Here is an 11,776-nt window from a genome sequence, read left to right on the forward strand (position 1 = left end):
TCTTCCCTCATCCCCTCCAGAGCGAGAATTTTTCATGCAGATCGCCAATCGACACGCCGTTTCCTTCCATTACACGTTGACCGACGACCAGGGTAACGTCATCGACAGCTCGGACGGTCGTGAGCCGCTGGCCTACATCCATGGCGAAGGCCATATCGTGCCGGGCCTGGAGAAGGCACTGGAAGGCCGCTCGGCCGGCGACCAGTTCAAGGTCGACGTGGCCCCGGAAGAGGGCTACGGCGTGCGCCACGCGGAACTGATCCAGGTGGTGCCGCGCGCGGCGTTCCAGGGCGTGGAAGACCTCCAGCCGGGCATGCAGTTCCAGGGCCGCAACGACCAGGGCAGCATCAACGTGACCGTGAGCAAGATCGAGGGCGACAACGTCACCGTCGACGGTAACCACCCGCTTGCCGGCCAGACGCTGCACTTCGCCGTCGAGATCACCAACGTCCGCGAGGCCAGCGAGGAAGAGTTGTCGCACGGCCACGTCCACGGCGAAGGTGGCCACCACCACTGATCGTCCGTCGAGCAGCCTGTGGGGTTGCCCCCACAGGCGCCGGATCAATACCAGTCGAGCAACGACACGCCGAGGCCCAGGTAAGTGGCCCGGTGGTTGTAGTCGATCAGGCTCTCGCCGTAGCCGTTGAATATCTCGAGGTAGCCGCGCAGGTTGCCCGCCACCGGGAAGCTCCACGTCCCACGCAGCGACCCGTGTGAGCGGTCGCCGCCACGGAACGAATGACGCGCGGTCAGGCCGAATTCCTGTCGGCCCACCTCATGCACCACCTGGATCTCGCCCCGGCCCATGTAGTCCTGGATGTCGGGGTTGTCGTCGTCCTTGCGATCTTCCGGAATGCGCCACCAGGGGCGCAGCATGATCGTCCAGCCCTCGCGCTCCAGGCCGATGTCCGCGACCACGCGATTCCAGCTGCGCGAGAGCGGATCGGCACGCCCGTTGGACTGGTGGTTGATGCCGATGCCGGCAAGGCGGCCGGTCCAGCCCAGCACCTGGTAGTTCGTATTGAAGACCAGCAGGGCTTCCGGCTCGTAGTTCGTCTCGCGGAAGGGCCGCGAATTGTCGGAGTTGTAGACCTGCCACCGCGACGACTGCGTATAACCGACCCAGACATCGCCGTTGTCGTCGAAGAGGTTTTCCGCGACCTTGGTCTTCAGGCTGATCTGGAACTTGGCCTCGACGCTCTGCAGGTCCTGCGGTGTCGTGACCGTGTGGTCCGGCGCGGGGCTGTGAGGCGTGGTGTTCTGCTTCGTGGTACCGAAGAACGGCAGCGCGTAGGTAGGCTTGTAGCCGCGCAGGTTGAAGGTGCCGAGCTTGGATTCGGGTGAGAGTTCCCAGCGGCTGTCGAGCAGCGAAAGCGGTCTGGCGAGGTTGCCCGAATTACGCGTGGCCAGGTCGACGCTGACCGATTCCCCGCTGCGGTCTTCCTTCTTGACCGCCTGTGGCAGCTGGTCGCGACCCACGGCCTTGTCGTAGCAGAGCAGGCGCTGCGAATCGGTTTCGATGCCGGCGCAGGCGCGGATGTCGATGGGGCTCGGGTTCTGTGCGAGCGCGAGGCCCGTGTGCAGGCACGCGTAGGCGCCGATGGCGCCGGCGGCGCGGAATGGCTTCATGTTGGTGTGACTCCCTGCAAGCCGGGCTAGCACCGGCGAGGGAGGAGTGTAGCGGGCGTGGCCGTGTGAAGAACGTGCAGCGTTACTCGTCGCGGGAGCCGGCTCCGGGTTTCCAGCCCGGAGCCGGATGCGAGAGGGTTCACTGCCCGCTGGCTCCCGACTTGCTCACCCAGCGTTGGTACTCGGCCTTTGAGATTTTTCCATCGCGGTTGCTATCCGCGTACTGGAAATCATTGGCCAGAAGGGGATAGGCGGACGCCTGCTCCGCGCTGATCGAGCCCTTGCCACCGGCGAGCGTGGCGAAATCCGGCGCGGGTCCCGCCGGCTTCGCCGGCGCGGGGCCGCTGTTCACGGTGACCTGCCCCTGCGGAGTGGGCATGGTCGTGCCGGACGTGGTCCCTTCGGCGCCCGGAGCGGGTGGCGGTAATGGCGCGTTCGCAGGAGGGGGCGGCGGCGGTGCGCTGGTCGCCTGCGGGGGCATGCCCGGATCGGGCGGTGCCTGTGTCGTCGGCGGCATGTTATCGGCCGGTGGCGCGGGCGGTACCGCTCCCGGCGGTGGGGGTGGCGGAGGCGTGGCTTCGCCCGGCGGCGGAGGCGGGACCCGTCCCGACGGTGGGGCGTCCTGGGCGAACGCCGCGCCTGCCAGCAGCAGCGATGCGCCGAAGGCGACGGCGCGAACTTGCTTCTTCATCGAAAGCCTCCTTTCGTCAGCGTGGTGGGGACACACCGAGACGCGTCAGCGCACGGCTATCGTTGCCCACGCTAGCAAGGGGCGATTTAATGGCGACCCAATTGCGATAAGGCCTCCACCGTGTCGTCACGCGTATCCGACGGCGCCTCCACGGGCGACGTGCTCCGCCTTTCATCCCGCTCCGCCCAACTCCTGCACCTCGCCGCGCAAGGCTTGCTGAAGCGGGGTACCCGCAAGGCACGCAAGCCGGACATCGCGGCGATCATCGCGCGGATGGGACTGTTGCAGATCGACACGATCAACGTCGTCGCACGTAGCCCTTACATGGTCCTGTTCTCGCGCCTCGGTGGCTACCGCAACGAATGGCTCGACGAAACTTTGGCCGAAGGCCTCATCGCCGAATGCTGGGCCCACGAGGCGTGTTTCGTGCCCTCCGGCGAATTCCGCTACCACCGCGACTACCGCTCGGGGCGCGCGGGCCACTGGGCGCACAAGAGCGCCGAGCGTACCCGTGCCGAGGCGCGCACCGACATGGATGCGCTGCTGGAGCGGATTCGCCGGGAGGGTCCCCTGCGTGCCGCGGATTTCGAACGTGACGGTCCGGCGAGCAAGGGTTGGTGGGGCTGGAAACCGGAGAAACGCTGGCTGGAGGCATGGTTCGCCCTGGGCCGGCTCATGGTGACGCGGAGGGAGCGCTTCCAGCGGGTCTACGACCTCGCCGAGCGGGTGACCGCGCGCTGGCCCGAGCCTCCGCCCCCCGGCATCCTGGATGAGCCGGCCGTGCGCCGGCATTTCATCGTCGAAAGCGTGCGTGCGCTCGGCATCGCGAAGGCACGCTGGATAGCGGATTACTTCCGTCTGCGTCCGCGCGTGACGGACGAGGAACTGCTGCCGATGCTGGCCGACGGATCACTGATACGGATAGATGTCGACGGCTGGGACGAGCCGGCCTACGTGCATCGCACGCATGCGTCGTTGCTCGACGAGGCGGCACGGGGAAGCCTGCGGGCGACGCGGACCACGTTGCTGTCCCCGTTCGATCCCGTCGTATGGGACCGTGCGCGTGCGCTGGACCTGTTCGGTTTCGAATACACGATCGAGTGCTATACGCCCGCGCCGAAGCGCAAATACGGCTATTACGTACTTCCCATCCTGCATCGTGGCCGGCTGGTCGGGCGCGTGGATGCGAAAGCCCACCGCCAGGGCGGCTTGTTCCAGGTCCTGGGCATGTGGCTGGAGCCAGATGTGGCTCTGTCGCCGGCGCTCGTGGACGGGCTGGCGTCGGCGATCGGCGAATGCGCCGCCTGGCACGGCACGCCCCGCGTCGTGGTGGAGCGAAGCCAGCCCCGGGGACTGGCCTCGCTCATCGGCAAGGCCTTGTCCGGCTGATCAGCGGGTGGAGGCGGGGGCGGGCACGTCCGTGCACGACTTGCCGTGCAGCGCTTCCTTGAGCTGGTTGGCCAGCGACGTGCAGCGGTTCGACAGCTGGTCGCGCATGTCGGCGTCCTGCGACTGGCGCAGCAGGCTGGTCCGCATGAGCTCGTAGCGGCTTTCGATCTGGTCGCGAGCATAGATGCCGGCGGCCAGGTGGCAGCTCTTGTAGCTGGCCAGGTACTCGTCGCAGGACGCGATGCCGGTGTTGTCGGGCAGGGGAGCCTGCTTGCTGCTGGTACCCGCGCGGCTGCCGCCACTCTTGGGGGCGGCGCTCGTGGAGGTGGTGGAGGTGGTGGTCTTCGTGCTGCCACCGGTCGTCGTGGTCGAGCTCACGGTGCGGGTGCTGGTGGGCTCCGGCTTGGTCTTGTGGTCCGAACAGGCGGCCAGCGCGAGGGCGCCTATCAGGAGCGGGGCAATACGGATCATGGAGCGGTTCATGGGTAGTCGGTCCCCTTGGCGAGCGTGGACGGATGGTAGCCAAAGTCGCACCGCTAGTGCGACGCGGGGCAAGGATGTCCCCAACCGGGGTGAAATCCACGTCAGCGATGGGCAGCCTGGGACAAATCCAGGGTGATCGCTATTTCCTTCAGGGACGAGTATAGTCGGCGGACTGTGTTTGCCGGGGTCATAGAGTTATGTTGACCCGATGCAGCTGATCACGTATCCGCAACATCGCTTCGCTCCTCGCGTTTCCTTGCACACCAGTAATGCAGCTACTTAAACAAGTGGCTGGTTTCATTCGTAAATCGTATTGGAGTGTTTCTATGTCGGATCGTGAGATCGGCACCGTAAAGTGGTTCAACGACGCCAAGGGCTTCGGCTTCATTTCCCGTGAGGCTGGTCCGGACGTGTTCGTCCACTTCCGCGCTATCCAGGGCAATGGCTTCAAGTCCCTTGCCGAAGGCCAGAAGGTCTCCTTCAAGGTCGTGAATGGCCAGAAGGGCCTGCAGGCTGAGGAAGTCCAGGCCGCTTAATCGGCCGGGGCAACCCAAGTTTTGCGAAAAGCCGGGCGGCAACGCCCGGCTTTTTTTGTGCCCGATGGAACCGACCCCGGTGGGAGCCGCTCCTTGTGGGAGCCGCTTCAGCGGCGATCCCGCGGCAGCGGGCCGGTTTCTTCTGCACGGCTCGGCTTCGCCCTCGCGTTGGGTTGGTGGGGCAGAGCCGTCGGCCGCCACCCTCGTCGCTCCGGTTGCACCGTCGCTCGGGAAAGGGTGCCGCTGCGCGGCCATGTTCTATGGCTGGCGCCCCGTTCAAGCCGCCTCCGGCGAGTCTCCCTCAACCGGGTGGGAAGCGGGCTGGCCCGCGATTCGCCACCCTGTTTCGAGCGAATGAGGCTGTGCACTGCCACCGAGCGAGCGGTGACAAGCCTCGCCCGATCACCGCAAGGCTTCCTTCACCAGCGAGAAGATCGAGGAATCGCGGGCCAGCCCGCTTCCCACCCGGGTGCGGCACCGGCAACCGGCAAATGGCTGGTGACTAGCGGCACGTGGCGCGGCGGGCTTTGCTCTTCCCACCCACCCGCCGCAGTGTCGAGAGAGCTGCCGGGCGCCACCCTTGGCGCGACATGAGGAGCCGAGGACGGACGGGCGGAAAAGGCCCGAAGGGGATCGGCCAGGACGGCCGATCGTTTTCGCTGAGGCAGGAGCCGAATCGAAAACCCCCGCCCGACCGTCCGAGCCCGAAGGGGCGCCAGCCATCGAACACGGCCGCGCAGCGGCTTTCCTTTCCCAAGGGACGGCGCCGCCTGTCGCGCCGAGGGTGGCGCCCGGCAGCTCCCCTCGCCGCACATAACGAATGCGAGGGCGAAGCCGAGCCCTGACACCGATCGATGGAAGCGAGAGCCCCAATCCCTGCTTCTTCACGCTTTTCTACGTGACCGACGTCAAAAAATCGTCCTCTGTAGGGGTTCCCCTACAGAACTTCTGAAAAATGTGGTTATTATCGGAGCCACTGTGTCTGCGCGGTCACGAGAGTGACCCGATGTAAGCGAGCAGTCCGACGCTCCATCGCTTCACCCGGTCCTGCATTCCCAGTAAGTCGCCGGCTCGCGAGCCGGTTTTCGAGTGTTGGATAGAGGTGTGTGTGATGGCAACAGGTACTGTGAAGTGGTTCAACGACGCCAAGGGCTTTGGCTTCATCACTCAGGATGAAGGTGGTCCGGATGTGTTCGTGCATTTCCGTTCCATCCAGGGCAACGGCTTCAAGTCGCTGCAGGAAGGCCAGAAGGTGGAATACACCGTGACCCAGGGCCAGAAGGGCCCGCAGGCGGATAACGTCGTCCCGAAGTGATTCGTTCGGGTTGGCATTGAGCCACCCGTCCTTGCATGACTTCCGCTCCTTCGGCGCAGCCGCGCCGGAGGAGCTTTTGCGTGCCCTGCGGAGCCACCCATGACCACCATTCCCATTGACGGCAAGCCGCGCGATCTCGGCGGCGGATTCGTCGTGCGGCGCATGCTTCCCCACCTGAAGGCGCGGCACGTCGGCCCCTTCGTATTCTTCGACCAGATGGGTCCCGTGGCGTTCGGCGACGACGCGGGACTCGATGTGCGCCCGCATCCGCATATCGGCCTCGCCACCGTCACCTGGTTGTTCGATGGCGTGATCCGCCATCGCGACAGCCTCGGCAGTGCCGTGGACATCCATCCCGGCGATGTGAACTGGATGACCGCCGGCCGCGGCATCGTGCATTCCGAGCGCACGCCACCGGACGCGCGGCATGGCGGCAACCTGCATGGCATCCAGGTATGGGTGGCCTTGCCGAAGTCGCATGAAGGGATCGATCCGGAATTTCATCACCACGCCGCGGCCGAGTTGCCGAAAGTGGAGCGTGACGGAGCCCGGCTCGTGGTCATTGCAGGCGATGCCTTCGGCGAGACGTCCCCGGTACGCGTGTTCGCTCCCATGTTCTTCGTCGAGGCGCGCCTCGAGAAGGGCGCCCGCCTGCGGATGCCGGAGCAGCATGCCGAATGGGGCGCCTACGTGGTCGAGGGTGCCGCCCGCTTCGGCGAAACCGACCTCGCCGCGCTGGACATGGCCGTGGCGTACGAGGGCGAGCCGCCGGTGCTGGAGGCGAAGGAGCGGTCGCTGGTGATGTTGTTCGGCGGCGCGCCACTCGATGGCGAGCGGCACCTGTGGTGGAATTTCGTGGCCAGTTCGAATGAACTGATCGAGGCGGCCAAGGCCGATTGGTCCGCGGGCCGCTTCCCGGTCGTGCCCGGCGACGAGTACGAACGGATTCCCCTGCCCACCTATTGAGCGGAGTACGGGACATGGCCAGGTTCACCAGTTTCCGTGAGTTCTACCCCTATTACCTCGGCGAGCACACCGACGTGCGTTGCCGCCGCCTGCATTTCGCCGGCAGTTGGGTCGTACTGGCGGCGCTGGTCATGCTCGTCGCCACCGGCCAGCTCCGCTGGCTGTTGCTGGCGCTGGTCGGTGGCTACGGTTTCGCCTGGATCGGGCACTTCGTGTTCGAGAAAAACCGGCCGGCGACCTTTCGCCATCCGTTCTACAGCCTCATGGGCGACTGGGTGATGTTCGTCGACATCTTGCGCGGGCGCGTATCGTTGCGCTGAGCTGGCCGGAGCCGGGCAGGGCGTCCATCAAGCGACCTCGGCGGGGGCTTCCTGCCGATGGCATTCACGCTGCGCGCGCCGCGCCGCGCTCCACGAATCGATCGCCATCTCGCCGCGGGCCGACCGGCACGCCTCGACCAGTCTTTCCACGTCCGTGTCGCTCATGCCCGCGTTGAGGGTCAAGCGCAGCAGCGAACGGCTGACCGTCGTCGCCGGCGCGCTGAACACCGAGCCGAACACGCCATGACGCTCCATGATGTCGCGCACGCGCCCGGTCAGGATTTCCTGCCCCGCCTCGAACGCGACGATCTGCTCGGTGCCGTCTCCGATGGGGTAGCCCAGGGCGGTCAGTTCATGGCGCACATGACGGGTGATCCCGCGCAGCCGGCGCCTGCGCCAGCCTTCGGCCTGGATGACCCGGTGCGCGGCCGAAAGGCCGGCCAGTTCATGGGGCAGCAGGGAGGAACTGAAAATCGCGGGTAGCGCCTCGCAGCCGAAATAGTCCTTGAAACGCGTCGTGCAGGCGATGAAACCCGCGCGCGAGCAGTAGGCCTTGGCCAGGCTCGCCGTGATGAAGTGCACGCGGTCGTTGAGGCCAAGGCTGGCCACGAGACCTTCACCGCGACGCCCGTGCGTGCCGAGCGAATGGGACTCGTCCACGACGAGGACGCAACCGTGCTCCCTGGCCACGCGCGCGATCTCGACCAGCGGGGCCACGCTTCCGTTGGTGCTGTAGACCGCATCGACGACGATCACGCCCTGGCCGTTACGCAATACCTGCCGTTCGAGGTGGGCGACGTCGTTGTGCAGCACGGACACCGCCTTGGCGCCCGCGCTGCGGACGCCTTCCCACAGCGACGCGTGGGCCAGCATGTCGACGTACACCGGCACGCGTTCCGTGGCGATGGACTGGATGAGGCCCACGTTGGCCGCGAAACCGGATTGGGCCAGGATGCCGTCCTCGCTGCCGACGGCTCGCGCCAACTCGGCCTCCACGCGGTGCAACGGCTGTCCGGCATCCTGCTGGAACAGGGCCGACATCATCATTCCCAGGCCTCCTTCGGCCAGGGACGTACGCTGTGCTTCGATGATCGTGGGGTGCCCGGCGATGGCGAGATAGTCGTTGCTCTGGAGCATGAGGTCACCGTCGTGCGGCTGTCGGCCCCTCAAAATGTGACGGCCACCCCAATCGACCGCCACGCGTTCGTTGTGAAATCGATCGACCCTTCGCTCGACGAAATCGGGAAGCGCGGGTGCCTTGGCAAGGCGGTGCAGGACGGAAACATTTTCCATGGTTCATCTCTCTCTAGGTGATGGATGGGCGAATTCCGGACCGCCCGGGAGGGCGGCATGCGTCGGCCTCGCCCGGGCAGACGCGAATTCGTTAGAGAGAGGCGTCCCACCGGGGCACCGCCGCGCGGCGCCCCTGCCTCATGCCATTACCAGAGAGACGTCGTTGGGACCGGGTGGTCCGAACGTGACGACGGATTTTCGGACCAAACGGCTACCGCGCGCCGGAAGCTCCGCCACGGGAAGGTGAACTCGTTTGGATTCAGGGCCCGGCTAGATGAAGCGCGGCCTGCTGTCGGCGGCCAGGCTCAGGTCCTGCTCGCGTAGCCATGTGCGGTATGACTTCACATGCTGCAGGCGGAATCGCTCCACGTCGTCGATGAGAGCGTAGTAGTACCACTGTTCGCCGGAAATGGCCGTTGCCGGGTACAGGTGCGCTTCGGGGTGGCTGACACCCTTGTGGTAGAAGCCGTCCCGTGAATTGAACCAGGGCAGGGCCTCGCCACTGCGCAGGGCTTCCAGGACCGTGGCCGGCGCCCCCAGATCTGCCGCAATTTCATAGTGCGTACGCAGGTCCTCGTCCGTCTGGACGAGGAGGAAACGGCCGATGCCCCACGCGTCGACCAGGAGCAGCCCGGTGGGATTGCAGTGCACGTAGCATTCCACCGGCTGGAACGTGGCCGTGACGCTCTGCAGGACTTCGCGGAAGGCCGGGTCGCGCAGGAAGCGGAAATTGCCCAGGGCCAGGGTCTCGGCGACGAAGGCGCTGGCGCGTTCGAAGTAGCGGTGCTGCAGTTCGGTGATGGCGGTCTGCAGTTTTTCGATCGCGAGGGGGTCGTTCTTCCGGATGAAGCGGTCGATCACCCCGGAGTTGAAGGCGTCGATGGCCGTCGCATCGTCGGCGCGGCCGGTTAGCAGGATCTTGCCGATATGCGGATTCGGCAAGCGCTTGCAGAAGGTGATGCCATCCATCTCGGGCATGGCCTGGTCGACCACCACCACGGAGATCTCGGCGAACCGCTCGGGGTCGTAGACCACCCGGTGGATCGAGTCGATGTCCAGGGCGACCAGTTCCTGCGTTTCCGAGGGACGGTCTTTCCAGCGGTACAGCCAGCCGCCGCCAGGCACGGGGCGGCTGCCGTTGTTGCCGAGCGTGGCCAGGGCGCTACGCGGGGAACTGAACGTGCGCACCCGCACCATCGGATCGAGCAGCAACGGGACGACGTCGAGGTATTCCTCGTGGTCGTCCACGAGCACCGTCGTGGTCGGAAAATGGAAGGGCTGGATATCGCCCTGTGAGTTCAGCGTCATCACTGCCGGTCCCCGGTCTCCGGATGCGGGAAGGTAAGGGTGAATTCAGTGAATTCACCCAGGTTGGTACGGCATGCGATGCCACCGCCCATATGCTCCATCGCCGCGCGACAAAAAGCGAGGCCTATGCCCAGCCCGGTGATGGTTCCGCTCCCGGCGCTGTCGCTCGAATAGGAATAGAAACGGTTGAAGATGCGGGGAAGCACGTCCGGCGGGATGCCGGGGCCGGTGTCCAGGACCCGGATCCGGTTGGCCTGTTCGTCCGGTTCGATAGTCACCGCGATCTCCCCCTTGCCGGCCCGGTCGATATGGAACAGCGCGTTACGCAGCAGATTGAAGAGCACATGGACCACCAGGGCTTCCTCCCCGAGCAGGCGAAAGTCGCCCGTGGGTGACAGGGTGATCCTTTCGCGCTCCGCGCGCGAGCCATAGGGAAATCGGCGCAGGGCCTGCTCCACGCATTCGCGTGCCCCCAGCGGGGTGAGCGGTACCTCGCCGATCGGCCGGGCGGAGAGCAGCAGCATGTCGATGATGGTGTTCGCGTAGGTGACCTCGCGCTCCATGACGCCGATGCTGCGCTCCAGCGCGTGCAGGTTCTGTGCGCGCACGTCGGGTACGGGCAGCCCCTGGCTCTCGGCCAGACGGTGGCTGCGGAGGAGGTCGGGCATGAAGCGGGCGACGGCGCGCGCGGCGATGCGCAGCGAACCCAGGGGGGTGCGCAGCTCATGGGCGATGTTGTTGGAGGCCGCCGTCAAGGCGTCGATTCTCGATTGTTCGGCCATGTTGGACGACACGGTACACGTGGCGCCGCCGACCATGCCGAACAGCAGGAGCGGGATGTACTCGAGCATGGTCTGGGTGTGCAGGTGCGCCTCCGGCGAGAGCGCGAACACCAGGGCGGCGATCAGGCTGCCCAGGGTGAAGACCACGAGGAAACTGGCGATGTCGAACAGCATCATCAGCAGCATCACGCAGGCGAGGTGGGTCATGAGCCATGCGGGCGTGGCGTTGCGCAAGGTCATGTAGCCGACGAAGAACGGCATCGCCACGGTCATCGCGAAGTACCAGTACGTCGGCAGGTGCGTGCGCAGGCGACGCGGCCACCATGGCAACAGGGCCAGCGGGATGAAGGTGGCGCTGCAAAGCAGCCGCATGGGCAGGTTTTCGTACGGCTGCGGGAACAGGTACGCCCATACCGGGTAGTACACGGCGAGGGAAAAACTGCCGACCACGCCGATCGCGACCATCTTCGGCTGCGAATAACGCGTGCGCAGGAACATCGTCGTTTCGAACCGGGCCATCGCGCGCAGCAGCAGCCACAACTGCATGCGGAAGAACTGCCGCGGGCGGGTCGAGTTGTCCGGGGGCGTGGACATGGGGGGCATGGCGTCCGTCAGTGGCTCGAGGGGCAAGCGAACGCGTTCATCGGTACTGCTGGTGGCAGGCCTGGCAGGCCTCGCCGATGGGAGCCAGCGCCCCGGCAAGGGCCTCACAGCTGTCAGGGGCATGGGCGAGGGCGCCGTCGAGCGCCGTGAGGAGCTTGTCCCCTCCGCCGTAGAAGGGTGCGTCCATGCCGGGGAAGGCCTCGCGAATGTCCCTGGCGCTTTCCCGCATGCGCGACAGGTGGGCCAGCGAGCCCTTGGCATCGCACTGTTTCGCCCGCACGTTGGCGCGCAGGACGCCCATGTGGTGCTGCATGACCGCCATCACCCCGAGATGGAACGGCGTTCCCTGGCGCAGCGCGGACAAGGCGAAGGTGGCACCCATCGCGCCGACCACGAGTCCGAGGATGACGAGTAGCAACGGGCGCATCGGTGATCCATGGCAGCACGAGGCCGCCAGCATA

General features: G+C 66.0%; 13 protein-coding genes. 6 read left to right on the forward strand and 7 right to left on the reverse strand.

Features of this window, described 5'->3' with window-relative positions; translation table 11 throughout:
• The first annotated feature begins 34 nt into the window (after positions 1-34).
• A complete protein-coding gene (locus AB6730_RS16665) occupies positions 35-517 on the forward strand; it encodes a peptidylprolyl isomerase (protein ID WP_371024724.1) in 483 nt (160 codons plus the stop codon).
• Between the two features lie 44 nt (positions 518-561).
• Here AB6730_RS16665 and AB6730_RS16670 read toward each other — a convergent pair whose 3' ends face one another.
• The gene (locus tag AB6730_RS16670) at positions 562-1,629 is read right to left on the reverse strand and encodes a phospholipase A (protein WP_371024725.1); all 1,068 of its coding nucleotides are present in this window, start codon (positions 1,627-1,629) and stop codon (positions 562-564) included.
• A 139-nt stretch (positions 1,630-1,768) separates the two neighbouring features.
• Complete coding sequence (locus tag AB6730_RS16675) at positions 1,769-2,320, reverse strand: EF-hand domain-containing protein (protein WP_371024726.1); 552 nt, start codon at positions 2,318-2,320, stop codon at positions 1,769-1,771.
• Positions 2,321-2,440: 120 nt separating this feature from the next.
• Here AB6730_RS16675 and AB6730_RS16680 point away from each other — a divergent pair, with 120 nt between their 5' ends.
• Positions 2,441-3,709: a winged helix-turn-helix domain-containing protein gene (locus tag AB6730_RS16680; protein ID WP_371024727.1), complete on the forward strand. Its 1,269-nt coding sequence runs from the start codon at positions 2,441-2,443 to the stop codon at positions 3,707-3,709.
• Here the strand turns inward: AB6730_RS16680 and AB6730_RS16685 are convergent, their stop codons facing one another.
• Positions 3,710-4,180, reverse strand: a complete 471-nt coding sequence (locus AB6730_RS16685) for a hypothetical protein (protein ID WP_371024728.1) — start codon at positions 4,178-4,180, stop codon at positions 3,710-3,712. It abuts the gene before it with no gap.
• Positions 4,181-4,518: 338 nt separating this feature from the next.
• On the opposite strand from AB6730_RS16685, the gene AB6730_RS16690 reads away from it, so the two are divergent.
• The 4 genes from AB6730_RS16690 (at position 4,519) to AB6730_RS16705 (ending at position 7,329) form a co-directional block, all read left to right on the forward strand.
• Complete coding sequence (locus tag AB6730_RS16690; RefSeq protein ID WP_371024729.1) at positions 4,519-4,728, forward strand: cold-shock protein; 210 nt, start codon at positions 4,519-4,521, stop codon at positions 4,726-4,728.
• A gap of 1,111 nt (positions 4,729-5,839) precedes the next feature.
• Positions 5,840-6,043: a cold-shock protein gene (locus AB6730_RS16695; RefSeq protein ID WP_089973954.1), complete on the forward strand. Its 204-nt coding sequence runs from the start codon at positions 5,840-5,842 to the stop codon at positions 6,041-6,043.
• A 99-nt stretch (positions 6,044-6,142) separates the two neighbouring features.
• Complete coding sequence (locus AB6730_RS16700) at positions 6,143-7,009, forward strand: pirin family protein (protein ID WP_371024730.1); 867 nt, start codon at positions 6,143-6,145, stop codon at positions 7,007-7,009.
• A 14-nt stretch (positions 7,010-7,023) separates the two neighbouring features.
• Positions 7,024-7,329 carry an Mpo1-like protein gene (locus AB6730_RS16705; protein ID WP_371024731.1) on the forward strand — a complete coding sequence of 102 codons (306 nt, stop codon included), beginning with the start codon at positions 7,024-7,026 and terminating at the stop codon, positions 7,327-7,329.
• A gap of 27 nt (positions 7,330-7,356) precedes the next feature.
• Here AB6730_RS16705 and cqsA read toward each other — a convergent pair whose 3' ends face one another.
• From cqsA to AB6730_RS16725, 4 genes are all read right to left on the reverse strand, one after another.
• Entirely contained in the window at positions 7,357-8,622 is a 1,266-nt protein-coding gene (gene cqsA / locus AB6730_RS16710; RefSeq protein WP_371024732.1) for an alpha-hydroxyketone-type quorum-sensing autoinducer synthase, read from the reverse strand.
• Between the two features lie 270 nt (positions 8,623-8,892).
• A complete protein-coding gene (locus AB6730_RS16715) occupies positions 8,893-9,930 on the reverse strand; it encodes a response regulator (RefSeq protein WP_371024733.1) in 1,038 nt (345 codons plus the stop codon).
• Positions 9,930-11,306, reverse strand: a complete 1,377-nt coding sequence (locus AB6730_RS16720) for a sensor histidine kinase (RefSeq protein WP_371024734.1) — start codon at positions 11,304-11,306, stop codon at positions 9,930-9,932. Before AB6730_RS16720 ends, AB6730_RS16715 begins: the two co-directional genes overlap by 1 nt.
• Before the next feature lie 46 nt (positions 11,307-11,352).
• Positions 11,353-11,742, reverse strand: a complete 390-nt coding sequence (locus tag AB6730_RS16725) for a cytochrome C (protein WP_371024735.1) — start codon at positions 11,740-11,742, stop codon at positions 11,353-11,355.
• Positions 11,743-11,776: the final 34 nt, after the last annotated feature.

The organism is Luteibacter sp. RCC_6_2 (genome assembly GCF_041360655.1).
In the GTDB taxonomy this organism is placed as follows: Bacteria; Pseudomonadota; Gammaproteobacteria; order Xanthomonadales; family Rhodanobacteraceae; genus Luteibacter.